At 67.5% G+C, this 25,506-nt stretch carries 21 protein-coding genes; 6 read left to right on the plus strand and 15 right to left on the minus strand.

The window, feature by feature from the left end; all coding sequences use genetic code 11:
* Nucleotides 1–306 precede the first annotated feature (306 nt).
* The 5 genes from ABE522_RS12305 to ABE522_RS12325 are packed head-to-tail and all read right to left on the minus strand — an operon-like array spanning nucleotide 307 to nucleotide 5,955.
* Nucleotides 307–1,374, minus strand: coding sequence for an acyltransferase family protein (locus tag ABE522_RS12305; RefSeq protein ID WP_346591926.1), 1,068 nt, complete (start codon nucleotides 1,372–1,374; stop codon nucleotides 307–309).
* Nucleotides 1,371–2,519, minus strand: a complete 1,149-nt coding sequence (nagA, locus tag ABE522_RS12310; protein ID WP_346591927.1) for an N-acetylglucosamine-6-phosphate deacetylase — start codon at nucleotides 2,517–2,519, stop codon at nucleotides 1,371–1,373. The genes ABE522_RS12305 and nagA overlap by 4 nt, the downstream gene beginning before the upstream one ends.
* Nucleotides 2,519–3,547, minus strand: coding sequence for an SIS domain-containing protein (locus ABE522_RS12315; RefSeq protein ID WP_346591928.1), 1,029 nt, complete (start codon nucleotides 3,545–3,547; stop codon nucleotides 2,519–2,521). The genes nagA and ABE522_RS12315 overlap by 1 nt, the downstream gene beginning before the upstream one ends.
* Before the next feature lie 8 nt (nucleotides 3,548–3,555).
* On the minus strand, nucleotides 3,556–4,623 hold the full coding sequence (locus tag ABE522_RS12320) for a LacI family DNA-binding transcriptional regulator (RefSeq protein ID WP_346591929.1): 1,068 nt from the start codon (nucleotides 4,621–4,623) through the stop codon (nucleotides 3,556–3,558).
* Nucleotides 4,624–4,665: 42 nt separating this feature from the next.
* Nucleotides 4,666–5,955 (minus strand): sugar MFS transporter, encoded by a 1,290-nt coding sequence (locus ABE522_RS12325; protein WP_346591930.1) that lies wholly within the window; start codon nucleotides 5,953–5,955, stop codon nucleotides 4,666–4,668.
* Between the two features lie 363 nt (nucleotides 5,956–6,318).
* Here ABE522_RS12325 and ABE522_RS12330 point away from each other — a divergent pair, with 363 nt between their 5' ends.
* From ABE522_RS12330 to ABE522_RS12340, 3 genes are all read left to right on the plus strand, one after another.
* Entirely contained in the window at nucleotides 6,319–7,338 is a 1,020-nt protein-coding gene (locus ABE522_RS12330) for a glucokinase family protein (RefSeq protein ID WP_346591931.1), read from the plus strand.
* A gap of 166 nt (nucleotides 7,339–7,504) precedes the next feature.
* Nucleotides 7,505–10,135: a TonB-dependent receptor gene (locus ABE522_RS12335; RefSeq protein WP_346591932.1), complete on the plus strand. Its 2,631-nt coding sequence runs from the start codon at nucleotides 7,505–7,507 to the stop codon at nucleotides 10,133–10,135.
* A 121-nt stretch (nucleotides 10,136–10,256) separates the two neighbouring features.
* The gene (locus tag ABE522_RS12340) at nucleotides 10,257–12,581 is read left to right on the plus strand and encodes a family 20 glycosylhydrolase (protein ID WP_346591933.1); all 2,325 of its coding nucleotides are present in this window, start codon (nucleotides 10,257–10,259) and stop codon (nucleotides 12,579–12,581) included.
* Nucleotides 12,582–12,776: 195 nt separating this feature from the next.
* Here the strand turns inward: ABE522_RS12340 and ABE522_RS12345 are convergent, their stop codons facing one another.
* Both ABE522_RS12345 and ABE522_RS12350 read right to left on the minus strand, forming a co-directional pair.
* The gene (locus tag ABE522_RS12345; RefSeq protein WP_346591934.1) at nucleotides 12,777–13,163 is read right to left on the minus strand and encodes a VanZ family protein; all 387 of its coding nucleotides are present in this window, start codon (nucleotides 13,161–13,163) and stop codon (nucleotides 12,777–12,779) included.
* Nucleotides 13,160–14,344: a class I SAM-dependent methyltransferase gene (locus ABE522_RS12350; RefSeq protein WP_346591935.1), complete on the minus strand. Its 1,185-nt coding sequence runs from the start codon at nucleotides 14,342–14,344 to the stop codon at nucleotides 13,160–13,162. Before ABE522_RS12350 ends, ABE522_RS12345 begins: the two co-directional genes overlap by 4 nt.
* Before the next feature lie 57 nt (nucleotides 14,345–14,401).
* Here ABE522_RS12350 and ABE522_RS12355 point away from each other — a divergent pair, with 57 nt between their 5' ends.
* Complete coding sequence (locus ABE522_RS12355; RefSeq protein WP_346591936.1) at nucleotides 14,402–15,139, plus strand: pteridine reductase; 738 nt, start codon at nucleotides 14,402–14,404, stop codon at nucleotides 15,137–15,139.
* Nucleotides 15,140–15,343: 204 nt separating this feature from the next.
* Here ABE522_RS12355 and folK read toward each other — a convergent pair whose 3' ends face one another.
* A complete protein-coding gene (gene folK, locus ABE522_RS12360; protein ID WP_346591937.1) occupies nucleotides 15,344–15,844 on the minus strand; it encodes a 2-amino-4-hydroxy-6-hydroxymethyldihydropteridine diphosphokinase in 501 nt (166 codons plus the stop codon).
* An 86-nt stretch (nucleotides 15,845–15,930) separates the two neighbouring features.
* Here folK and ABE522_RS12365 point away from each other — a divergent pair, with 86 nt between their 5' ends.
* Nucleotides 15,931–16,671, plus strand: coding sequence for a proteasome-type protease (locus ABE522_RS12365; RefSeq protein WP_346591938.1), 741 nt, complete (start codon nucleotides 15,931–15,933; stop codon nucleotides 16,669–16,671).
* Between the two features lie 123 nt (nucleotides 16,672–16,794).
* Here the strand turns inward: ABE522_RS12365 and ABE522_RS12370 are convergent, their stop codons facing one another.
* From ABE522_RS12370 to ABE522_RS12380, 3 genes are all read right to left on the minus strand, one after another.
* Nucleotides 16,795–18,309, minus strand: a complete 1,515-nt coding sequence (locus ABE522_RS12370; RefSeq protein WP_346591939.1) for an ATP-binding response regulator — start codon at nucleotides 18,307–18,309, stop codon at nucleotides 16,795–16,797.
* Between the two features lie 123 nt (nucleotides 18,310–18,432).
* On the minus strand, nucleotides 18,433–18,792 hold the full coding sequence (locus ABE522_RS12375) for a hypothetical protein (protein WP_346591940.1): 360 nt from the start codon (nucleotides 18,790–18,792) through the stop codon (nucleotides 18,433–18,435).
* Between the two features lie 123 nt (nucleotides 18,793–18,915).
* The gene (locus tag ABE522_RS12380; RefSeq protein ID WP_346591941.1) at nucleotides 18,916–19,293 is read right to left on the minus strand and encodes a BON domain-containing protein; all 378 of its coding nucleotides are present in this window, start codon (nucleotides 19,291–19,293) and stop codon (nucleotides 18,916–18,918) included.
* A gap of 171 nt (nucleotides 19,294–19,464) precedes the next feature.
* Here ABE522_RS12380 and ABE522_RS12385 point away from each other — a divergent pair, with 171 nt between their 5' ends.
* Nucleotides 19,465–20,502 (plus strand): oxidoreductase, encoded by a 1,038-nt coding sequence (locus ABE522_RS12385; RefSeq protein WP_346591942.1) that lies wholly within the window; start codon nucleotides 19,465–19,467, stop codon nucleotides 20,500–20,502.
* A gap of 86 nt (nucleotides 20,503–20,588) precedes the next feature.
* Here the strand turns inward: ABE522_RS12385 and gnd are convergent, their stop codons facing one another.
* The 4 genes from gnd to ABE522_RS12405 all read right to left on the minus strand — a co-directional run.
* Nucleotides 20,589–21,494 (minus strand): phosphogluconate dehydrogenase (NAD(+)-dependent, decarboxylating), encoded by a 906-nt coding sequence (gnd, locus tag ABE522_RS12390; protein WP_346591943.1) that lies wholly within the window; start codon nucleotides 21,492–21,494, stop codon nucleotides 20,589–20,591.
* Between the two features lie 5 nt (nucleotides 21,495–21,499).
* Nucleotides 21,500–22,789: a hypothetical protein gene (locus ABE522_RS12395; RefSeq protein WP_346591944.1), complete on the minus strand. Its 1,290-nt coding sequence runs from the start codon at nucleotides 22,787–22,789 to the stop codon at nucleotides 21,500–21,502.
* 2 nt (nucleotides 22,790–22,791) lie between these two features.
* Nucleotides 22,792–23,373 carry a DUF2242 domain-containing protein gene (locus ABE522_RS12400; RefSeq protein WP_346591945.1) on the minus strand — a complete coding sequence of 194 codons (582 nt, stop codon included), beginning with the start codon at nucleotides 23,371–23,373 and terminating at the stop codon, nucleotides 22,792–22,794.
* Nucleotides 23,374–23,516: 143 nt separating this feature from the next.
* The coding region (locus tag ABE522_RS12405; RefSeq protein ID WP_346591946.1) for a YadA family autotransporter adhesin at nucleotides 23,517–25,506 on the minus strand (1,990 nt) is incomplete at its 5' end.

Below are 25,506 nucleotides of genomic sequence, written 5' to 3' on the forward strand. Positions count from 1 at the left end.
GAGAAGGTTTGAGATGCTGAATGCAAGCCGGGAAGGTACGGGACGGTGCATGGGACGTTCTCCAACATGGTGATCGGAAGAAACGAAATGCGACTCAGCGTGCCGGCCTCGACGCCCACCCCGTGCACCGCCGGCTTGCTGCGGTTGTCCCCGGACTGTCCCCTGCGTCAGCTACCGTAATGGGGTCCTGCGGCCGCAGTCTGACATTGCGGCCTACGTAGTTTCCACAGTTTAAATGCGATGGCTTTCACACATTAAGCGTGAATACGCGTGTCTCTCACGTGGCTGCGACATTAATGAGCGGGTTCATATCTTCAGGTAGATACGGCGCGTATCCAGCCACCACGCCACCGCCCACCATGCAGCGACGAAAGCCACCGCGACCAGCAGCGAGGCAGTTGCCAGCTGCGTCGGCAGTGCGCCGGCGGCGGCGTTCCAGGCTGCCTGCCAGAGGCCGCTGGCGCCGAGCAGCACTGACGTCACCGATGCGCCGAGGTACACGGTGATGGCATTCACACCGAAGCGGCGCCCCAACGCCGGCCAGCCACGCTGATCGATCAGCCAGTGGGCGGCGAGCAGGGCGATGATCGCCAAGCCACCCGTCCAGAGCACATAACTGGGCGTCCACAGATTCTTGTTGAGTGGCAGCCAGGCTGCTGCCGCCAGGCCGATCGCCAGCAGCAGCGCACCGCCGATGGCCAGCCGCAGCGTCTGGTCGGCGCGCAGCATCTGCCCCGCCAGCAGCCCCAGCAGCGTGGTCGCCAGCGCCCCCAGCGTGCTAACCAGCCCTTCCGGATCATGGCCCAGCCCTGTCGCCGCGTCGTACTGGTAGATCCACGGGGCGAACAGCGCCGTGTCCAGCCGGCTGACCGGGTTGAGCAGCGGCGACAGCGTATCGGCACCCAGCAGGATGCCCGCGTAGCCGGCCAGCAGCACTGCCAGTGCCGCCCACTGCAGCCGCTGGCGCACGTACGCCGCCAGCAACCCCACCAGCGCCGCGCATACCGCGATGCGCTGCAGTACGCCCCACAGGCGGTAGTGCGGCAGCTCCAGCAGCCACCACGCCAGCGCATGAAGCAGCAGGCCGGCCACCAGGATCCGCAGCGCGCGGGTCAGCACGCCGCGCGCCAGCGCAGGCCGCGCCACCGCGTTCGCCGCGCGTGGCACCACGCTGAACGCCATCGACACACCGACCAGGAACAGGAAGAACGGAAACACCAGGTCGGTCGGCGTGCAGCCGTGCCATGCCGCATGCAGCAAGGGCGCATGCACATGGCCCCAGTCACCGGGATTGTTGACCAGCAGCATCGCCGCCACGGTGATCCCGCGCAGCGCATCGATCGATGCCAGGCGCGCGCCGGCGGCCGTGCTCATGCGGCTTCGTACTGCCCGGCAATCCAGGTGCCACGCACCTGCAGGGCATCGTCCAGCAGCACCAGGTCGGCCTGGAAGCCCTCGGCGATATGCCCCAGTCGGTCGTCCACGTTGAGGAAGCGCGCCGGGTAGGTCGAGGCCATGCGTGCGGCTTCGGCAAGTGGCTGGCCGAGCAGCTGCACGGTGTTGCGCACCGCGGTGGCCATGTCCAGCGCGGAACCGGCCAGCGAACCGGCCGCGTTGCGCACCACGCCGTCCACGGCGGTGATGATCTCACCGTACAGTTCGTAACTGGGGTCATCCGCACCGACCGGCGGCATCGCATCGGTCACCAGCAACAGGCGACCGCGCGGCTTGGCGGCCAATGCCACGCGCAGGCTGCCCGGATGCACGTGCACACCATCGACGATGATGCCGACCCAGCTGTCGCGGTCTTCCAGCGCGGCGCCCACCGCACCCGGCTCGCGGCCCTGCAGCGGTGACATCGCGTTGTACAGGTGGGTGAAGCCACGGATACCGGCATCCAGCCCGGCACGTACTTCTTCATAGGTGGCCGCGGTGTGCCCGGCGGCGACGATGACGCCGCGCTCCACCAGCGCGCGGATGGTCTCCAGCGGCACCCGCTCCGGCGCCAGCGTGAGCAGTGTCACGCCATTGTCCAGCGATGCCGCCAAGGCGATTTCATCGGCATCCGGCACACGGAACTTGCTGACGTCGTGCGTACCTTTGCGCGCCGGCGCGATATAGGGACCTTCCAGGTGGATGCCGATCACCCCGGGCACCGCCTGCGCGATGGCATCGTGGGTGGCGGCGATCGCCGCGCGCATCACCTGCAGGTCATCGCTGATCAGCGTCGGCAGCAGCGCGGTGGTGCCGAAGCGGCGATGCGCCGCGGCGATCGTGCGCAGGGTCGCCACGTCCGGCGTGTTGTTGAACAGCGCGCCGCCGCCACCGTTGACCTGTACGTCGATGAAGCCCGGCAGCAGCCAGCCGCCACCGAGGTCCACCTGTTCGTCGGCCGGTCCCAGCTGCGGCGCCGCGTCGGGCAGCACCGCGCTGATGCGGCCCTCTTCGATCACCAGCGCGAGGTCGTCGCGGAACTCGTCGCCCACCAGCATCCGGGCATTGCGCAGCACCTGCTTCATCAGACGGTCTCCGTGACCTTGTTCAGATGCGGCGGCAGGTCGGGGTTGTGCCCGCGACGCAGCGCCAGCGCGTTGATCGCGCGGTAGAAGCTCTGCACGGTCAGCAGCGGCGCGCACAGCGGGTGCGGCGCGGCTGCCACCGGCAGGTCTCCGCCCGCCCCGGCCAGCCACACCTGCGCACCACGTGCGGCAAACTCATCGGCCACCGCGCGCGTGCCGGCACCGGTTTCATCCGGCTGGGCGAAGGCCAGCACCGGGAAGCCCGGCCCGACCAGCGCCATCGGTCCGTGCTTGACCTCCGCCGAGCTGTACGCCTCGGCATGCAGGCCACAGGTTTCCTTGAACTTCAGCGCGGCTTCCTGGGCCGCGCCCAGGCCGAGGCCACGCCCCAGCACGAACAGATTGGAGGCCTCGACCAGGCCCTCGGTGACCGCGCTCCAGTCCGCCTGCCACGCCTCGCGCAGTGCCGCCGGCAGCACATCCAGCGCCGCGCGCAGCGCGCTGTCCTGCTTCCAGTACGCGGCCAGCTGCAGCACGGCGGCCAGCGAGGCGAGATAACTCTTGGTCGCCGCGACGCTGCGCTCGGCACCGGCGTGCAGCGGGATCACCGTATCGGCCAGCTGCGCCAACGGCGAATCCTCCACGTTCACCAGCGCCACCACGCGCGCGCCGGCGGCCTTGGCCGCTTCCGCATTGCGCAGCAGGTCCGGACTCTTGCCGGACTGGGAAATCACGATGAACAACGCCCCGCGCAGCTGCAGCGGCGCGGCATACACCGACCCCACCGATGGCGAAGCCGACGCCACCACCAGCCCCAGCTGGGTTTCCAGCAGGTACTTGGCATAGGTCGCCGCATGGTCGGAACTGCCGCGCGCGCAGGTCACCACGAACGGCGGCGGTGCAGCGCGCAGGCTGGCGGCGAGGGTTTCCATCACGCCATGGTTGCGCGCGAACTGGGCCGCGATGACATCGGCCGCCTCGGCGGCTTCGCGGAACATCAACGTGTCGGCAGGGGCTGGCAGGGACATGGCGGTACTCAAGATGGATCGGAAGGAAGGACGCGCGCGGCGGCTGGTCGCATCGGTGCGGTCGAACCGCGCACCACCAGCTGCGGCACGAAGCCCTGGTTGTGCAGCGGCGACGGCGCATCGTCATACGCATCGCTGCGCAGCTGCGCGATCAGCAGGCGCGCGGCATGCCGGGCGATGTCTTCGGTGGCCTGCTTGGCGGTGGTCAGCGGTGGCCAGGACTGGCGTGAGAACGGACTGTCCTCGAAGCCGGCGATGGACAGGTCGTAGGGCACGTTCATCCCGGCCGACTTCGCTGCCGCCAGCACGCCGGCGGCGATTTCATCGTTGGAACCGAAGATGGCGGTCGGCGGCTCGCGCAGCGCCAGCAGGCGCCGTGCGCCGCGGAAACCATCGTCGAAGGTGTAATCGCCCTGCACCACCAGGTGCTTGTCCACGGTCATGCCGTAATCCTTCAGCGCCGCCTCGTAGCCGGCATGGCGCTCCACCGATGAACGGTGCGAACTGCCCCCCCACAGGAAACCGATGCGCTGGTGGCCAAGCTGGATCAGGTGCTCGGTCACTTCATAGGCGGCTTCGCGGTCATCGACGAACACACAGGCGCCGTCGGCGGGATCTTCGGTGGCGGCGATGATGCGCACCAGCTTGATGCCGCGCGCGGTCAACGCCTGCACCAGGTCGCGGCGCTCGGACATCGGCGCGGTCAGCACCAGCCCGGCAAGCCGCGAGCGCTGTACCCAATCAGCCAGCTCTTCGGCCAGCAGCGGCGAACTGGAATCGCAGGGGTGGATCTGCAGCCCGAAGCCGGTCTCGCGGCAGGCCGCCAGCACGCCGTTCTGCACGCCGATGATGTGGTATGGGTTGGGGTTGTCATACACCAGCCCGACCACGAAGGTAGTGCCGCTGCGCAGGTTGCGCGCCGAGGGATCCGGCTCGTAATCCAGCTCGGCCACCGCACGCAGCACCCGCGCGCGGGTGGCCTGCATCACCGACGGTTCGTTGTTGATGACGCGCGACACGGTCTTCAGCGAGACCTTGGCCTTCTCGGCGACGTCCTTGATTGTGGCTCTGCGCATTGCCGTTCCCCGCGGTTGATCCGTGGCGTCCATGATCGCCGATCAGGCAGCGTCGCGCGGCAGGCCCGCGCGGTGCCCGATGGTCGAATAGAACAGGATGTACAGGTAGCACGGGACCATCAGCAGCAGGAACACCAACTGGAAGTCGACATGCTGCTTGAGCACGGCAAAGGCCTGCGGAATGATCGCACCGCCGGCGATACCCATCACCAGCAGCGCCGAGCCGGTCTCGGTGAAGCGGCCCAGGCCGCGGATCGCGAGCGGGAAGATCGCCGGCCACATCATCGCGTTGGCGAAGCCAAGCAGTGCCACGAAGGCGACCGACGCATAACCATGGGTGAAGTAGGCACCCAGGCAGAACAGCACGCCGAGCGCGGCGGAAATGCTCAGGTAGCGCGACTGGGAAACAAAACGGGGGATCAGCAGCAGGCCCACCACGTAGCCCACCAGCATCGCCCCCAAGGTAAGCGAGGTGAACATCTTGGTCTGGTCCAGCGGCAGGTCGAAGCCATGACCGTAGGTGCCGATGGCATCACCCGCCATGACTTCCACGCCCACATAGACGAACAGGCACAGCACGCCCAGCCACAGGTGCGGGAACTGGAAGATGCTGCTGCGTTCGATCCCGCCCTTGCCGGCCGGTGCGGCATTGGCCTCGGATGACTTCAGTTCGGGCAGCGGCGAGAACAACACCGCTACCGACAGCACCACCAGCAGCGCGGCCATGCCCAGGTAAGGGGCATGGATCTTGGCGGCAAAGTCGTTGAGCAGTGCCGCGCGGGTTGCAACGTCGGCCTGCTCCACCGCAGTGGAAAGATCGCCCACGCCATGCAGCACCAGCGTGCCGATCAGCACCGGCGCGAGCATGCCGGCGACCTTGTTGCAGATACCCATCAGCGCGATGCGGCGTGCGGCGGTTTCAATCGGCCCCAGGATGCTGATGTACGGATTGATCGCGGTCTGCAGCAGCGCCAGGCCGCTGCCGATGATGAAAAGACCGCCCAACGCGCCCGGATACCAGCGTTGTGTGGCGAACTCACCAAAAGTGGCTGCACCAGCGGCCATCACCAGCAGGCTCAGGCTCAGTCCCTTCTTCATGCCGGTACGGCGCAGTATCCACGAGGACGGCAGCGCCAGGAAAAAATAGGACAGGTAGAACACCATCAGGACCAGGAAAGCGCCCACTTCGTCGAGCTCGAAGGCCAGTTTGACGAACGTGATCAGCGGTCCATTGAGCCAGGTGAAGAAACCGATCAGGAAGAACAACACGCCGACGATGGCGATGGACGTGGTGACGCTGGTACGCGCACCTGCAGCGTGGACGGCGGACATCGGCAAGGCTCCTGCTGCGACGGCGCGCGGGGCGTCGTCGACGAATGGCTGGGAACAACGTTGTCACATTCTTTCGACGGGCGTGGGGACTTTGTCAACTCGCAAAATCATTGCGGCTGCATTTGCTGCAACGCCGCATCGGCGCGAAAGCGCGATGCAATGACACTGATCGTCATCGCAGGTCCCCGCGCAGCGGGGTTGTCCGGCGTCCTGGGCAGACCTGCGTGTAATCGTTTTCTACGGAAACCGGTCCCCGCAGTGCAGCAACGAAACTTTCACGGAATCGTTGACATCGTTGTCAACACCGCTTCATATTCCGCTCAACGGCGGGTCAATCATGGCCCGCACTCCGCAGGAGCCCGCGTGACCGCTGCCAGCCATCCCGCCCCCGCCCATGTCCTGTCCGCCGATGCGTCAAGCTTCCTCGCGGCGGACGTCGGTGGCACTCATGTCCGGGTGGCCCGCGTGGAGGCCAGTGGAGACGCCGCGCATCCGGTCCGGGTGCTGGACTACCGCAAGTACCGCAATGCCGATCACTCCGGCCTGGGCGCGATCCTTTCGGACTTCCTCGGTGACGGCATGCGGCCGGCGCATTGCGTGGTGGCCACCGCCGGCTACGCCCGCGAAGACGGCACGGTGATCACCGCGAACGTGCCCTGGCCGTTGTCGGCGCGCCAGCTGGAATCCGAGGTCGGCGTGCAACACGTGCACATCGTCAACGATTTCGAGGCCGTGGCCCATGCGGCGGCCCAGGTCGATGCAAGCGGCGTGCTGCAGCTGTGCGGGCCGGGCAGCGCGCCGATCGGCCCCACGCTGGTGGTGGGGCCCGGCACCGGACTGGGTGCGGCATTGTGGATTCCAACCGCGCACGGTCCGGTGGTGCTGGCGACCGAGGCCGGCCAGGCCAGCCTTGCCGCCAGCGATGAGCTGGAAATGGCGATCCTGCGCCACATGCTGCGCGGCCGCTCCCATGTGTCGGTGGAGCATGCGCTGTCGGGCCCCGGCCTGATCAACCTGTACACCGCGCTGTGCGCACTGGAAGACCAGCCCGCCATGCTGGGCACCCCCGATGCGGTGACCGCTGCCGCCATCGCGGGCACCGATGCACTGGCGCGCAGGGCGCTGGACGTGTTCTGTGGGCTGCTCGGCAGCACCATCGGCGACATGGCCCTGTTGTACGGCGCCCATGGCGGGGTCTACCTGGCCGGCGGGATCCTGCCGAAGATCCGCGATTACCTGCGTGCCAGCACCTTCGTGGCGCGCTACCTCAACAAGGGACCGATGAGCGAAGCGCTGCAGCGGATCCCGGTGAAGGTGGTCGAACACGGTCAACTAGGCGTCATCGGCGCGGCCAGCTGGTATCTCGGCCAGCAACCCCGCTGACCGCACGGCGCGCTGGAGCGCGTGGCGACCTGGACGAACGACGCGGTACCCGGAACACGCAGCACGCTGTACCCGGAACACCCGACCCGCCGGCCGCGGCGAGGTCGTACGACAGCAACAACCACGCGCCGACGCGGCGAAACTTCGTGTGATGAGGAGAGACATCATGAACACCCGCAAGTCCGTACTTTCGGCCGCCATCGTCGGCTGCCTGGCCTTCAGTGCCCACGCCCAGCAGACCCAGACACCGCAGGACCTGGACACGATCACCGTGGTCGGCATCCGCGCCAGCCTGGAAAAATCGCTGGACACCAAGCGCAACAACGTCGGTGTGTCCGAAGCGATCACCGCCGAGGACATCGGCAAGTTCCCCAGCACCAATGTCGCCGAAGCGCTTTCGCAGATTCCCGGCGTCACCCTGGACCGTCGTTTCGGCCAGGGCGAGCGGGTCAGCATCGACGGCACCGATCCCAGCCTCAACCTGTCCTTCCTGGATGGCCACCCGGTCGCCCAGGCGATCTGGTTGTACGGCGAACAGCCCAACCGTGGCTTCGACTACACCCTGCTGTCACCGCAGATCCTCGGCCGTGCGGAGATCATCAAGTCTTCCGAAGCACGCCTGACCGAAGGCAGCCTCGGCGGCACCGTGCTGATGCACACCCGCCAGCCGCTGGACCTGAAGAAGAACGAAGTGGCCGCCTCGGTGGGTTACAGCTACAGCCAGCAGGCCAGCGAAGGCAAGCCGAACGCTTCGGCGCTGTACAGCTGGAAGAACGACGATGAGACGTTCGGCATCGCCGTTTCCGCGCAGCATTACGAAGAAGCGATCGACCGCCAGGGCATCGAAGTGTTCGGCTACGCCAAGGCCAGCAGTTTCACCAATGCCCCGGGCGTGGCTGGCGATGTGGACGTACCGAACTCGATAAATGCCGCCTGGTTCCAGCAGGAGCGCAAGCGCGACAGCGCCGTGGTCAACCTGCAGTTCAAGCCGACCGAGGAACTGGAGTTCAACCTCAGCGGCCTGTACATCAAGGAAAACTTCGACAACTACAACCAGTCGATGTACTCCTTCCTGACCTGGAACGATGGCACCCGCAACGCCATCGACCAGCTCGGCGGCGTGCGCAACGGCGTGGCCACCAGCGGCCACTCCAATGCCAACGCAGACGCCACCAGCGGCACGGTCATCTATGACAACAACGTGCGCGAATCCGAAGTCACCACCAAGGGCCTGGACCTGCGTGGCGCCTGGAAGGGTGAAGGCTGGGGCGTCAACGGCCAGGTCGGCCAGAGCAAATCGGAAAACAAGAACCTGGCGCAGTACTTCATCGAGCCGGTGTACAACGGCGCCTACAGCTGGAGCGTGGATGACGGCCTGACCTTCGACGACCCGGCCGGCGCGCGTGATCCGGCCAACTGGGGCGCCCCGGGCGGCTGGCTCGGCAACAACGGCATCTTCGCCACCGACAGCAAGGACACCTACGCGCAGCTGGACTTCAACGTGCAGTTCGACAGCGTGTTCAACCAGCTGCAGTTCGGCGTGCGCCACGGCAAGCACGAAGAAAACTTCGAGCTCAATGTCTACGGCGGCGTGCGCACCGGCACCCTGGCCGACGTCGGCACCATCGGCCTGACCGACGGCATCCAGGGCTTCGGTGACGACCAGTCCCGCCACATCCAGGTGGGCCGTGACAACGTGCTGCGCTGGGTCAAGGGCAGCCCGCTGGACTTCGCCAACCCGGATCCGTCCAGCTACCTCAACAACAGCTGGGCACTGGAGCAGACCAACAACGCGGCCTATGCGCAGTTGAACTTCTCCAACGGCCCGCTGCGCGGCAACGTCGGCGTGCGTTACGTGGATTCCAAGACCGACGGCAGCGGCTTCGTCTACGGCGGCACGCCGACCCTGACCGACCTGGACAGCAAGTGGCAGACCCGGAGCAAGAAGGAAGACTTCGTGCTGCCGTCGGTGAGCCTGGCCTGGGACACCGACAGCGACTGGGTGTTCCGTTTCTCCGGTGCGAAGGTGATCGCCTGGGCACCGTACAACCAGATGGTCAACAACACCTTCCTCAACGATACCCAGCTGACCGGTTCGGGCGGCAACGCCGACCTGTCGCCGTATGAGTCGTGGAACTTCAACGCGTCGGCCGAGTACTACTTCGCACCGCAGGCGGTCGTGGCGTGGTCGATCTTCTACAAGAAGATCGAGAACTACATCGACACCTCGGCCACCATCGAGCGCCAGTACAACTCCATCCGCGATACCTCGCCGCTGACCTGGGACAGCATCGTGGGCACCAACGGCTGCACGGCAGATGGTTACTGCGACTACAGCATCCAGCGTCCGCGCAATGCCGGCAGCGGCCACGTCAAGGGCTTCAACCTGAGCTTCCAGCAGCCCTTCGGCGAGAGCGGGTTCGGCCTCACCGGCAACTACACCTACGCCAACGGCGAGAACAACACCGGTGATCCGCTGCCCTACCAGTCGCGCAACGCCGTGGCCTTCAGCCCGTACTACGAAAAGGGCCCGCTGAATGCCCGCCTGACCTACAACTGGCGTGACAGCTACCTGGCCGGCGGCTACGTGGCCGGCGCAGCGCCGGCAAGCGTGGACGACTACGCCGAACTGGGCGCCAGCATCGGCTACACCTTCAACGAGAACTGGTCGCTCACCGTCGATGCGCAGAACCTGCTGGACGAGACCTACTTCCAGTACCTGGGCGACAAGGAGCACCTGGCCGGCAAGTACAAGAGTGGCCGCCGCTACATGGCCACGGTGCACTTCAAGTTCTAAGCTGCAGCTGGCAATGTCCCATCGCAACGGGCCCGGTCATCCGGGCCCGTTGCATGATGGGGACGGTAAAACGGGAGGCACCGGCCAAACGTCGGCGCCCCGCCACCACAGGAGTCACCTGATGCGCTTCACCTCCCTGACCCCGCTGCTGCTGTGCCTGGCCATCGCGCCGCTGGCGCGCGCCGCCGATGCACCGGCCATCGACAACGCCCCCGGCCCGTTGCTGCGCGACGGCAGCCTGCCGCTCATTCCCGCACCGGCCCACGTGGAACGCCTCGATGGCGCGCCCTTCAAGGTGGAAGCCAGCACCCCGGTGTGGGCGCGCGGCGACGCGGCCACGCGCGTGGCACGCCAGTTCAGCACGCTGTTGCGCGACAGCGGCGGCCCCACCCTGCCGGTCAAGAACGGGAACGGCAAGAACGGCGTCAACTTCGTGCTCGACACCGCGCTGAAGACCGGCGCCGAAGGCTACCAGCTGCGCTCCAGCGGCGACGGCGTGACCGTTGCCGCGGCGACCGAAGCCGGCCTGTTCTACGGGGCGGCGACGTTGTCGCAACTGTTCACCGGCAACACCGACGGTGCCCTGCCGGCACTACGCATCGACGATGCCCCGCGTTTCAGCTGGCGCGGCCTGATGTTGGATTCGGCGCGGCACTTCCAGAGCCTGGACGAGATCAAGCAGGTGCTCGATGCGATGGCCGCGCACAAGCTCAATACGTTCCACTGGCATCTCACCGATGACCAGGGCTGGCGCATGGAAATCAAGCGCTACCCGAAGCTGACCGAGGTCGGCAGCTGCCGCATCCCGGCCGGCGATGGCGGCCGCGATCCGGCCACCGGCGCAGCGCGTCCGTACTGTGGCTTCTACACCCAGCAGCAGATACGCGAAGTCATCGCCTACGCCGCCGCCCTGCATATCCAGGTGATCCCGGAGATCGACGTGCCGGGCCACGCCACCGCCGCCATTGCCGCCTACCCGGAGCTGGGCGTACTGGATACGCCGCTGCAGCCGCTGAGCGAATGGGGCGTGTTCCCCAACCTGTTCAACACCGAGGAAAGCACGTTCACCTTCCTGGAAAACGTGCTGGAAGAAGTCATCGCCCTGTTCCCGTCGAGCTACGTGCACGTGGGCGGCGATGAAGCCGTCAAGGACCAGTGGATCGCCTCGGCGCGCGTGCAGCAGCGCATGCGCGAACTGGGCGCCAGCGATGAAATGCAGATGCAGAGCCATCTCATCAAGCGTCTGGAAACCTTCCTGGAACACCACGACCGGCGCCTGATCGGCTGGGACGAAATCCTCGAAGGCGGCCTGCCGCCGCAGGCCACGGTGATGTCCTGGCGCGGTACCGAAGGTGGCCTGAAGGCGGCCAGCGAAGGCCACGACGTGGTGATGTCGCCGGTCACCGACATGTACATGGATTACCTGCAGACCTCATCGCCGAACGAGCCACCGGGCCGTCCGTTGCTCACCACGCTGGCCCGCACCTACGCCTTCGAGCCGGTGCCGGCTACGCTGGCGGCGGACAAAAAGCACCACATCCTCGGCCTGCAGGCCAACATGTTCACCGAACACACGCGCAGCTACGCGCGCCTGCAGCACAACCTGTTCCCGCGCCTGGCCGCGGTGGCCGAAACCGGCTGGAGTCCGGTGCAGCAGCGTGATTTCCGCGACTTCCTGGCCCGCCTGCCTGCGCAGCTGCAGCGCTACCGCGCGTGGGGCCTGGCCTATGCACAGACCCCGTTCGAGGTGGCGGTCGAGCATCAGGACGACCGGCGCGCCGGCAGCGTGCAGCTCAGCCTGGCCAATCCACTCGGCTATGAAGTGCGCTATCGCACCGATGGCCAGCCGGTGACCGCGGCTTCGCCGTTGTACGAAGCACCACTGCAGGCCCGGCTGCCGGTGACCGTGCAGGCAGCCGCGTTCTTCAACGGGCAGCCACTGGCTGCTGCGCCCAGCGTGGCCGCGTTCACCGCCCGGTCGCTGCTGACCCGCCACGACGACGAACTGCTGACCTGCCCCGGTCCGGGGCAACTGTTGCTGCGACTGGAAGACGATGGCCCGGCCGATGGCGAGCGTGCGGTGTTCAACGTCAATATCTTCAACCCGTGCTGGCGGTGGGCGGACGCCGACCTCACCGGCATCCGTACGTTGAACGTCCGCGCCGGGCGCATCCCTTATTACTTCCAGTTGGCCCACGACGAACCACAGCGCAAGTTCGAAGCGGCCACGCGGGCACACGGTGAAATGAAGATCCGCCGCGGCGACTGCAGCGGCCCGGCACTGGCCGAAGTGCCGCTGCCCGCCAGCGTCGGTGCCGATGGATTCGTGACCCTGGAAGCGGGATTGCCGAAGCAGACGAGCGGCAAGGGCGACCTGTGCATCAGCTTCACCGGCGACACCCGGCCGGCGATGTGGGTGCTGGACGAAGTGACCCTGGCCCGGTAACACAGGGCCAATGCCCGGCGAACGCAGTAGACCCGGTAGCGCCGAAGGCAGCGGCAGGAGCCGCTGCCAACGTCGCTTGCGACGGCCCGGAGGGTGCCGGTCAGGAGGGCCGGCATCGCCATGCTCGGCGAGCGCTGCGGCGCTTCAGGCAGCCCGCCGAGCATGGCTCGGCGCTACCCCTACCCTCGTCCGGCGTCAGCCGCGCAGGCGCAGCAGCAGGTCCCGCCACGGCGTCAGTGCCGTGGCGAGGCCGGCCACCACCCCGACGGTATTGGCCAGCGCATCAGCCGGGTCGGCCATGCGGGTTTCGGTCAGCGCACCTTGGGCGAACTCGATGCCCACACCCATCAGTACCAGGCCCATCGCTGCCCACAGCAGCGCACGTCCCCGCTTGAACACCTGCACCGCACTCCCCGCCAGCAGGAAATACGCCAGGAAGTGCTCCACCTTGTCGCTGCCCTGCGGCAGCGCCAGCGGTGGCGGCGGGATCAGGCAGACCACGATGACCGTCAGCACCGCGGCCAGCCACACACCCAGCCAGAACCGCGGATGGCGCAGTGGCTTGAGCCATAGGCCGCTCACAGCCGCCAGCTCAGGTCACCCAGTTCGAAGGACGGTTCGAAATCCACGTCGCGCTGCAGGCCGATCACCTGGAACCGCTCGCCCATGCCGCTGGGCAAGGTGAGCTTCTTCACCTCCTCGCGCAGCTGTACACGGCCCACGTCGTCGGTGCGCTCATCGGCCAGCGCCAGCACCTGGTCCAGCCCGTTACCGAGCAGGAAACTGGCCTGGCTGCAGTAACCGGCCAGGTCGAAGCCCGCGTGCAGGCCGGCTTCGGCCATGGCGGTGAAATCCACCGACGCGGTGATGTCCTGCAGGCCCGGCCACAGGTAGACCTCGTTGTGGACATGATGGCGGTAGAACGCGCGCACCGTGCCGTCATCGCGTTCGGGCAGGTAGTACTCGCCGCGGTTGTAACCGTAGTCAACGAACAGCATCGCGCCGCGCTTCAGGCCGCCGGCCACCGCCTGCAGCCAATAGGGAAGCTGCGGCAGCAGTTCGGACCGGTAGCCATCGGCGAACGGCTTGTCCAGGTAACGCTCCAGGTGCCGCACCGCGCCGCTCAGCAGCATGTCCGCCGGCGCCGTGGCACGCACGAACTGATCGTTGGCGTCCAGCGCCACGGTTTCTTCGTAGACCTCGCCTGCGCTGATCACGAAGCGCGGCGTAGGCAACGCGTCGATCACCTCATTGGCAAACACCACGCCTTCCCAGTCGTCGTCGAACGGCCGGTCCAGCCATTCCACCCGCCCGCCGATCTCCGCCGGCAGGTTCTGCTGCAACCGCTCGCGCTGGCGCTGGCGCAGATCGGCGCTGGGCTCCAGGATCGCATAGCGCGCCGGCAATGCCTGCAGTTCCGCCAGCCGCAGCAGCAGCGCTTCGGCGAAGGCACCGGTGCCGCCGCCCAGTTCCAGCATGCGTGCCTGCGGCCCCAACTGGTCGAACAGCGGGGCCAGCGCATTGGCCACCGTAGCGGCGAACAATCCGCCCATTTCCGGCGCGGTGGTGAAATCGCCGCCGGCGCCGAATTTGCTCGCGCCCGCGCTGTAGTAACCCCATCCGGGCGTGTACAGGCACAGCTCCATGAAGCGCGAGAACGGGATCGCGCCGCCCTGCGCACGGATTTCATCGCGCAATGCGGCCGCCAGCTGTTCGCTGTGGGCCAGGGCATCGGTATCGGGCAAGGGAAGGGTGGACTGCATGGCGTCTTCAAATGCGGTGACAATGGTGCACAGGATAGCCGAGCCATGGAGTTCCCGATGACCCCTCCCGCCCCCGTGGCCCTGATCACCGGCAGCGCGCGCCGCATCGGTGCGGCCATTGCCGGTCATCTGCACCAGGCTGGCTACAACATCGTGCTGCACGCCAACCGCTCCAGCGACGAGCTGCAGCAGGCCGCTTTCGCGTTTGAACTGGCCCGGCCGGGCAGCGTGCTGGCGCTGCAGGCCGACCTGCGTGACAGCGACGCCCTGGCCGACCTGGTCGACCAGGCAGTGGCCCATTTCGGCAGGCTGGATGCGCTGGTCAACAATGCCTCCAACTTCTTCGCTACCCCGCTCGGGCAGATCACCGCCGAAGCCATCGATGATCTGTACGCGGTGAATGCGCGCGCGCCGCTGCTGCTGGCACAGGCCGCTGCACCGCACCTGCGCCGCAGCCACGGCAGCATCGTCAATCTCACCGACCTGCACGGCAGCCAGCCCATGCGCGACCATCCCGCCTACTGCATGGCCAAGGCCGCGCTGGAAATGGTGACCCGCGCACTGGCACTGGAGCTGGCGCCCAAGGTGCGGGTGAACGCGGTGGCGCCGGGGGCCATCCTGTGGCCGGAAAGCGGCAAGGATGATTTCGCCCGCGAAGCGCTGCTGGCGCGCACCCCGCTGGCGCGCATCGGCACGGTGGAAGAGATCGCCGAGGCGGTGCGCTGGCTGATCATGGATGCAGGCTTCGTTACCGGCCACACCCTGCGGCTGGATGGCGGCCGCACGCTGTCCTGAGCCGCCGGCTTCGGTCGTGACGACCGCGGTGGGTGACGACCGCGGGTCGTCCCCCCCTTTGCCGCTGCGCTCGCCGAGCATGGCGATGCCGGCCGTCCTGACCGGCACCCTCCGGGCCGTCGCAGGCGACGTTGGCAGCGGCTCCTGCCGCTGCCTTCGGCGCTACCGGGGTCGGTGACGACCGCGGTCGGGCATGTCGCGGCATCAGCCCTCGTCTTCGGGGCCCAGCTCCACCACCTCGAAGGCATCCCCGAACTGGCGGTGGGCCCGCCACAGCGCGTCCAGGGTCAGCCCGCTGACCGGATCGACGAAGTCCGGCGCGATGTCGGCCAGCGGCTTGATCACGAAGGCATGCTTCAGCTCGGGGCGCGGAATGCGCAGATGCCCCGGCCCTTCGACGATCAGGTCGCCGTAGAACACCACGTCGATGTCCAGCGTCCGGTCGGAAAAGCGCGGCCCGCTGCGGTCACGCCCGTGCCGGTCTTCCAGTGCATGCGCCCAGGCATCCAATGCGTCAAGGCCCAGCTCGGTTTCGATCGCCACGGCATTGTTGAGGAACGCAGGACCGTCAAAGCCCACCGCCGCCGTGCGATAGGCCGGGGAGACGGTGATGCTGCCGAAGTGTTCGGCCAGGGCGGCCACGGCGGCATGCAGGTGGCGGCGGGGCTGGACATTGCTGCCCAGGCTGAGGAGCACGGTGGTCATGCGGATCATCGGGTGGCAGGGGGGAGGTAATGTCTTCATCACGGCATCACCCGTACCATTGGACCGCACTTGATGGGACGATGCCAATGACTTATTGCGTCGGAATCGACGTGGACGAGGGGCTGGTCTTTGCGGCCGACACCCGCACCAATGCGTCGGTGGACGATGTACGCGTCCATCGCAAGCTGCATGTCTTCGAATACCCCGGCGAGGCGGTGTTCGTGCTGATGGCCAGCGGCAACCTGGCCACCACCCAGCTGCTGGTTTCACGCCTGCAGCGCGACGTGGAAGAGCAGCGCACGCCGAACCTGCGCGGCCTGCGCCACCTGTTCGAGGTGGCCGAGTATGTCGGCGCGCTGCTGGTCGACAGCCAGGTCAAATGCCGCGACGTGGAACACGGCCACGATGGGGTGAACACCCAGGCGACGTTGATCCTCGGTGGGCAGATCGCCGGCGAGCGGCCTGGCCTCTACATGGTCTATCCCCTTGGCAATGCCATCTCCGCCTCGCCCGAAACGCCTTACCTGCAGATCGGTGAATCCAAGTACGGCAAGCCGATCCTGGACCGCATCATCCGCCCGCGGACGCGGCTGGACGATGCCGCCCGCACCGCGGTGGTATCGCTGGATTCCACCATCCGCTCGAACCTGTCGGTGGGCCTGCCGCTGGACCTCGCGCTGGTGCGCCGCGACGAACTGCGGATCGGCGGGCAGCTGCGCCTGAGTGGTGATTCGCCACTGTATGCGGACATCCACCGCAACTGGGCGCACCGGCTCGAACAGGCAGTCGCCGCGCTGCCGCGTTTCCCGTGGGAACAGCAGGCGTGATGCCTGGGTAGCGCCAAGCCATGCCTGGCGAACGCGAAGGCGTGACGACACGGTCGTCGCCCACCCAGAGCAGGAAACGGTCGTCACCCGCCACAGCACCAACATGACAGCCAGCGGCCGTCCCTACCGGTGCGAGCGCAGCGCCTTGGCCACCGAACGGAACACCTGCTGCATCTCCAGCGGTTTGCGCAGCAGGTGAAGGGATACCCCCGCTGGCGCCTCGACAGGCAGCTCGCAGGTGTCATCGCGCAGCAACAGCGCCGCGCCGCGGAATCCCCGCTGTGATAGCTCGGACAACAGCGCGCTGGCGGTCAGCAACTGCGCCCCGCCATCCAGAATGACCAGTGCGGGCATCGTATCGGGCCCCACCGCCCGCAACGCGGCTGCACCATCGGAGGCCAGTTGCAACAGATAGCCCTGGCTGGACAAGGCGTTCCCGAGCAGCGAGAGGCGGGTCGCCTCGGCATCCACCACCAGGATCGATTGGCCCTTTCCGGCCGCCAACGGCTGGCTCGGCGAAGCCGGTATTCCGGCCTGTTCGCTGACCGGCAGGTGCAGGTCGAAGCGCGTCCCGCAGCCCGGTGCGCTGGTGACCACGATCCGGCCGCCGCAGCTTTCCACGATCCGCTTGCAGGACATCAGGCCCAGTCCGGTGCCATCCGGCTTGGTGGTGAAGAACGGACTGAACAGCCGTTCCAGGGTGGGCGCGTCCATGCCGGTGCCCTCGTCGATCACCGAAATGACCAGCCATCGGCGTCCTTCGAGCAGGCCATCCAGGTCCACGCGCAGGGTCAGCCTGCCGCCGTCGGGCATCGCCTGCAGCGCGTTGAGTGCCAGGTTCAGCAGCACCTGCTGCAGCTCGGTGTAGTTGCCATCCACCGCCAGCGCGCCGCCCGCCGTCTCCACCTGCAGCTCGACATCGCTGGGCAGGGTACCGCGCAGCAGCAGCTGCACGGCCTCAAAAAGGTGGTGGACCTGGACCCGCTCGCTGGGCCTGGGAGACCCGCGCACGAAGGACAGCATGGATTCGGCCATCTCGTGGCCACGCCGCCCGCATTCGGCGATGACCTGGGCCATGTGCAGCAGCTGCGGATCCTGCGTACGCGCTTTCAGCAGCTCCGGCACGATCAGCAGGGGCTGCAGGATGTTGCGCAGGTCGTGGCTGAGGCCCGCCGCGAGCAGCGACAGGCTTTCCAGCCGCTGTGCCCGCATAAGTTCGCCCTCCACACGCTGGCGGTCGCCGTTGGCACGGGCGTCGCGCACCGCACGCGCCACCGCTGAAGGCAGCCGTGCCGGCTGGTGCTTGAGGATGTAGTCGCTGGCACCGCGCTGCAAAGCGGCTACCGCGGCGTCTTCACCGGTGGTGCTGGACAGGAACAGGAATGGCAGGTCCGGCTGCGCCAGGCGTACGATGTCCAAAGCCTGGAAGCCTGAAAAGGCCGCCATGTTCAGTTCGGCCAGCACGACGTGGGGCTGGAACGCCTGCAGCGCGTCAAGCAGCTGCGCTTCCTCGTCCACGCGCTGGAAACTGGCGCGCATGCCCGCCGCCAGGATCTGTGCAACGACGCGCTCGGCATCGTCCGGCACGTCCTCGACCAGCAGGATACGCAGATCACCCACCTCAGTTTTCACTGGCATGGCCTCACCCTGGCTACCCACATTGCCGAACCCCCAGCGAACTCCGGAACGCCGCCCCCGCGCCGCGCAACCACCCAGGCCGCGAAGGTCGCGTGAAGCCACTATAGTCCAGGACCGCGGTGTTCAACCAACCGACTTGCGCCATACGCGATCCAGCGCCGCCCAGTCGACGACCCTGCGCGCGCCTCCGGACTCCGGCGCGGGGGGCGGAGCGGCGGCGCGGGACCCGACCGCGAACATAGGCTGGCCGAATGTCCAGTAGGCCACCGAGCCGAGTGCCGCCAGCGTCCCCACCGCCAGCAGGATCCTGCGCCAGCTGGGCGCGCCGCTCGCCACGGGGGGCGCGGTGCAGTCGGAAGCTGGCAGGCTTCTGTTGCAGACCCGGATCGGCAGCAGGGCCCCGGTTTCGGCGGGACCGTGGGTAATGAACGGGGCCGCAATCCGCAACGGCGGTGATACGGCGTGGTCGGTCGCGCGGATCATCAGTCATCCAAGGATAAGCCAGCGCGACATTGCAGCAGCGGGTTCCGCTCCGCGCCAGAGCCAGAAACGGCAAAGGCGCTCACCTGGAGCGCCTCCGCCTTCCTGCCCTGTCGCCGCGCCGGATTACTTCGACGCGGTGCTGGCGACCTTCAGCTGGGTGGAATCAACGCGGGTGACACCCTTGATCCCCTTGGCCGTGTTGACCGCCTTGTCATGCTCGGCCTTGTTGGCGACATTGCCTTTCAGCGTCACCACGCCGTTGACGGTGGTCACGCTGATGTCGGTTGCCGGCACATTGCTGCTGACGGCCAGATCACCCTTCACCTTGGTGGTGATCCAGGTATCGGTGACCGGCTCGTTGGAGTCATGGTTGGCCGCATGGGTGCGGTCCTGCGCCATCGTGGCGTCCTTCCTGGCCGGGTCGTTGGCCATGGCCAGCGGTGCGGACAGCAGCATGCCCAGCCCAATGGTCGCAGTAAGCAGCTTGGAATTCGTCTTCATCGTGCGGTCCTCCTCGTTGGTGCCCGAAGTGTCCCGCAGGCAGCGTCCAGCCCGTGTGCGGGTGCCGTCATGCCGGGGTGAATCAGCGCGTTGCAGACGCCGACCGTTCATGTTTTGCCGGGCGGCGAGGTGCCGGTACGCTGTCCCTCCCTACGCAACGCGGAGCACGCCATGTCTGTCGACCTGCAGGTTGCACTGATCGGCTACGGCCTGGCTGGACGGGTATTCCACGCGCCGCTGATCCAGCATACGCCCGGACTTTCCCTGCACAGCGTGGTCAGTTCACGACGGGATGAACTGCGTCGGCATTTCACCGATGTGCATGTGCGTCCCGCCCCCGGGGACGTACTCGGAGACCCGTCCGTGGATGCCGTGGTGATTGCAACCCCCAACGACCAGCACGCGCCGCTGGCCATCGCCGCACTGCGCGCCGGCAAGCATGTGCTGGTGGACAAGCCCTTCGCGCTGGACACCGCGCAGGCGGAAACCGTGCTGCGCGCTGCGGAGGAAAACGCACGCGTGGTGACCGTGTTCCAGAACCGGCGTTTCGATGCGGACTTCCTTACGCTTCGGCAGCTGCTGGCAAGCGGCGCGCTGGGCGATATCGCCGAATGCCATTCGCATTTCGACCGCTTCCGCCCGCAGGTGCGCGATCGCTGGCGCGAGCGCGAGCAACCGGGCAGTGGCCTGTGGTACGACCTGGGCCCGCATCTGCTCGACCAGATGCTGCAGCTGTTCGGTTGGCCGCAGGCGATCACCGCCGACCTTGACTGCCAGCGCGGCGAAGGCAGCACGGACTACCTGCATGCGGTGCTGCACTATCCCCGCATGCGCGCCATCGTGCATGCGGGTTCGCTGGTCAGCGCAGCAGCGCCGCGCTTCAGCGTGCACGGCAGCAAAGGCAGCTGGATCAAACAGGGACTGGATGTGCAGGAAGCACAGCTGGCCGCAGGCAAGGTACCCGGCGCGCCGGGCTGGGGGCTGGATCCCCTGCATGGCGTCCACTCGGCCTTCGACGACGCGGGCACGTTGCAGCACACCACCGTGGACAACGTGCCGGGTGACTATCGGCGGCTGTACAGCACCTTCGCCGCGGCGATCCGTGGCGAGGGACCAGCCGAGGTCACCCCGGAGCAGGCGCTGCAGGTGATGCAGCTGCTGGATGCTGGACGCCGCAGCGCGCGCGAGGGCCGCACCATCGCGCTGTGATGCGCCTGGTAGCGCCGGGCCATTATCGACGGCTTCTCGCGGTTTTCCCCGCGTCCGCCGAGCATGGCTCGGCGCTACCAGGGCGATCAGATCTTCTTGATTGCGTGCCCGCCGAATTCATTGCGCATCGCCGCCAGCAGACGGTCGCTGAAGCTGTTCGACTGGCGCGAACGCAGCCGCTCGAGCAGCGAAAGGGTGATTACCGGTGCCGGTACATCCAGCGCGATGGCTTCGGCCACCGTCCAGCGGCCCTCGCCGGAATCCTCCACGTAGGGCGCGATGCCGTCCAGCGCCGGATTGCGCTGCAGTGCCTGCGCGCTCAGGTCCAGCAACCACGAACGCACCACGCTGCCGTGCCGCCACACCTCGGCGACCTGGCCCAGGTCGAGTTCCATTTCTTCCTTGCGCTCCATCAGCGCGAAGCCTTCGGCATAGGCCTGCATCATTCCGTACTCGATGCCGTTGTGGATCATCTTGGTGAAGTGCCCTGCCCCGTTCGGCCCCACCCGTGCCCAGCCGCGATCGGCAGCCGGAGCCAAGGCCTGGAACAGCGGCGCCAGCTGTTCCACCGTGGCGGCATCACCGCCGATCATCAGGCTGTAGCCTTCCTGCAGCCCCCACACGCCGCCGCTGGTGCCGCAGTCCAGGTAGAAGATGTCATCGTCGGCGAGCGAACGCGCGCGGCGGATGGAGTCCTGGTAGTTCGAGTTGCCGCCATCGATCACCACATCGCCTTCAGCGAGATGCGGTACCAGCTGCGCCAACGTCTGGTCGACGGTATCGCCGGCCGGCACCATCAGCCACACCACGCGCGGCACCGGCAGCGCGGCGACCGCTTCGGCCAGCGTGGCGAACACCTCCAGCCCTGACTCCGCCGCCCGCGTGCGCGCCGCTTCCATCGGGTCATGGCCCACTACGCGGTGGCCGCCACGCTGCAGCCGCTGGGCCATGTTGGCGCCCATCCGGCCGAGGCCGATCATTGCGATATCCATCTGTTTCACCTTTGCGTTGAGGGACGGCGACCGGCATCGCCGTCGGGTCCGGAATCAGAAGTCAGGCTGCCCGGCAGTCCGGTTGCCGCGCAGTGGCGCAACTGCGCCTGCTGCCAGCGCCGGTACAGCGTGGTAGGCAGATTGTGCACCGTCAGCTCCACCGTGAACGGCGTGCGCGGGTTACGGTCCAGCAGGCGTGCGACATGGAAGCCGATGGGCTTTATACCGCGCGGGTGCACGAAGATCAGGAACTGCCGGTAGAACGGATCGTCCAGCACGGCGTCCATGCGCTCCACCCGCACCGCTTCATCATCGGTGAGCGATGCGCGCAGGGCAGGATCGCGCTCGGCCAACAGCCGTTCGAAGAAACGAACGCCACGGCGTGGCAGCTGCCGGGACAGTTCCCAGAGTTCCCGGTTGCGCTGGTCGTACCAGCCGAATCCGCCGTGCCGCCGCAGCGCGTCGGCCGCCTCGGCGCCCACGTCCACCACGATGAAATTCTCGGCCTGGTTGTTCAGGTCGTCCAGCGTTTCCCGGCCGAGCGCGTGGGTGAGGTAACCCGGCGCACCCATGAAGGCCTGCCGCCCCATCGCCGAGGTGCGTACCGCCTTGCCGTCGGCGAACAGGTCGCCAGCGTGCGCGCCGAGCAGGATGCTGTCGGTGTCGTGCAGGCCGACGAACGTGCCGATGCCGAGCTCATCGTTGTCGAACGCCGTGTCGAACGAGGCATCCCCGTGCAGTTCGCGCTGCGTAGCCAGCTGGGCGACCTGGCGCCCGACACCGCACTCGCTTCGCACGCTGCCCGTGTAGAAAGCCGCCAATGCCTGGCTGTTGCTGCCCGCGGGCTGGTAACCCCGCCCCAGGCTGCGCGTACGCTGCCATCCCTGCGCCTGCGCGCCACGCGCGCCGAAGCCGATCCAGCCGAGCTGCAGGCCTGAAAACCGATAGCCCGGATTACTTTCCAGCGCGTGTGCCGCGCGTCGCGCTGCTTCGCCCACCCGCATCGCGTAGGCACAGACACTGGCCGGGTCGTCCAGCAGGTGCTGCATGAATTCCGCACGCTCGGCAGGCTGCCACTGACGCGGAAGCGTGGCGCGCAGATCACCCTGCGCGTGCGCCTGGCGTAGATCCTCGCGGGTGCAGACAGGGCCGCCGTGCACGTCGGGCGCAGTCACCGCCGCCGACTCGAATCGCCATCCCAAGCGCTCCAGCAGCCCCTGCGTGCAATCCGGCACAGCCGACAGCGCCGAGCCCGGAAGGGCCAGCAGGACCCCCAGCAGCGCAGCTGTGCGCACGCTCAGCGCAGCCCGTCGTCCGTGCCGTCGGATGGCGGCGGATCCGCTGCGGGCGCCGGGGCCGGGGCCGCCACCACCGGCAGGTACTGCTGCAGCCGCTGGAAGAACCGGCCATAGAACTCGCCGTCCTGCACCGTGCTGCTGGCGACCTTCACCAGCGAATCGTCATTGCTGCCGAACGGCAGCGACACCGAGCCCAGCGCGCCTACGCCCACGCTGGCCGAGGTCGGGCTCTTCTTCAACGCGTAACGGTCCTGCACCGCGCTGATGAACACCAGCGCCTGCTCGCCGCGTGGCGCACAGGAAATACGCAGCACCAACTGTTCGTGGTCGTCATCGCGCGGCTGGAAATTCTTGCTGCCTTCCACGCCGGTCCCGTCGGCACGGGCGATCGCATAGCCCTGGCTGAGCAAGGTGCGCCGGGCGGCCTCGCAGGCCTCGGCCGGCGAACCGTCCACGGTGCGCGAGTACATGTCGCCTGAATCAAACGATTCCCGCAGCAAGGTACTGTCGGCCGCACGGCCACCACAGCCGGACAGGCCGGCCATCAGCAATACGGGAGTAAGGAAGACGGCAGTCCGCATGGACGTTCCTGCAGCGATTGACTCGCCGCAGCATAGCGCGCGGTGCGTAAGCGGCAGGTTTACGGCGATGGCGCGCCGGTCCGCAGCGCGCCAGGGGTTGGGCGTGGTTCAGCGCCAGCCCCCCTCCGGGGCCCCCGACGGCATCACCAGCTGAAACCTGCGCCCGCCGACACACTCTGGTCGCTGCCGCTGAAGGCCCCGCCCAGCGATACGCTGACGTTCTTCTTCATGCCCAGGATGCGCTGGTAGCCCACCGCCAGCGCAGTACGGCCGTTCTGCGCGCCCACCCCGGCACCGACGCGGTTGTCCCCGGCCAGGCCGGCCGTGTTGGTCGCCATGCCTGCGTAGGCGGCGGTGATGGCGCCCATGCGGTCCAGTCGACGGTCCAGTTCGTGGATGCGTGCATCGGTGTAATCGCGTCCGTCCTGCAGGCCCTGCTCAAGCTGCTGCAGGTTGACCGCATCGGTGGGCCGCACCCCGGGCGCCACGTTGCTGACCACGCGTTCCTGGCCGGGCGCACCAACCGAATACTCACGGTCGCGGTCGGCGACCGATCCGTTGCCGATCGCCACCGAATCGCGGCCGCTGGCCGAGGCGCCCGCCCCTATCGCCACCGACCCATCGCCGGAGGACTGCGCGTCCTCACCGATCGCCACGGAACGCTCGCCGGACGCATCCGCACCGTCACCGATCACCACCGACCCCGCGCCGCTGCCCGGGGGCAGCGGGCCGCCGTTGCCGGCGCCATCTTCCAGCGCCTGCTCGACCACGCCGACGCGCGCATCCAGGCCGTCCAGCTGCGCCTGCAGCGTGTCCTGCACCGATTGCAGCTGGCCACCATTGATGGCCTCGCGGCTGCCCAGCGCCACCCGGCCGTCAGCCAGGTTGTCGATCACCGAGCCATCGGTACCCCCCAACGACGCCCGCGCGAGCGAGTCATCGTCGTAGGTCAGCACGGTCAGCAGGTTGCCGCGCACCGGATCAATGGCACCGGCGGCACGCAGCTGCCCCATCGACACCGCGTCGCCGTCATCAATGCCATTGGCCACCCCGCTGAGCCGACGCGCCCCATCGGTGCCACTGAAATCCACCGCTTCACCGCCCTTCGCCGCGCCCACGATGACCCTGCCGCTGGCATCGTCATAGGTCACCAGACCCGCCGCACCGGCAGCAAGATCATCCAGCCGCGTATCCAGATCGATCAACTGACCAGCGTGTCCTGACACGGTGCTGTCGAAGGCCGCCAGCGCGTCCCCGACCGTTGCATGGCTGCCGCCCTGCACTGCATACGTAGGCCCCACCACCACGCCGCTGGCAGGATCCAGCGTCGCGCCGCCGCCAAGTGCATCGACCAGCGGCGACAGCTGGCTGACATTCACCGAATCCGCCGCGGCCAGGCCGTTGGACACGTTGACGAGGCGCCGCGCGATGGCATTGCCGCCGGCATCCACGCCGGCGTAGTCGACGACGCTGCCGCCCTTGGCCGCCGCCACCTTCACCGTGCCGGTGGGATCGTCATACGTCACCAGGCCGGCCGTGCCGCCAGACAGTCCATCGACAAGCGCGGTCAGGTTGCCGATGGTGGTGGTGTTGCTGGTCACCCGGCCATCGATGCTGCTGATGTTGCCTTCAGCCGTGGTCACCCGTTCATTGGTGGCGAACAGCTGCGCGCCGTTGACCGCTTCGGTGCTGTCGGCGGCCAACGCGCCTTCCGCCACGCTGGTCAGGCGGCGTGCCTGCGGAGTGCCCGCGCCATCGTCGCCGGCGAAATCAACTGCCGTGCCGCCTTTCGACGCAGCCACTTTCACCGTGCTGCTGGGGTCGTCGAAAGTCACCAGGCCGGCGGTGCCGGAGGACAGTCCGTCGACCACGCTGGTCAGGTTGGTGATGTCGGACGTATTGGTCGTGATGTTAGTTTCGGCCGTGCCGACACGCGTGGTGAGGCCCCCGATGTTGGTGGTGTTGCTGGTCACCCGGCCATCGATGCTGCTGATGTTGCCTTCAGCCGTGGTCACCCGTTCGTTGGTGGCGAACAGCTGCGCGCCGTTGACCGCTTCGGTGCTGTCGGCGGCCAACGCGCCTTCCGCCACGCTGGTCAGGCGGCGTGCCTGCGGAGTGCCCGCGCCATCGTCG

It is taken from the genome of Stenotrophomonas lacuserhaii (assembly GCF_039674585.1).
GTDB classification, from domain to species: Bacteria; Pseudomonadota; Gammaproteobacteria; order Xanthomonadales; family Xanthomonadaceae; genus Stenotrophomonas; species Stenotrophomonas pennii_A.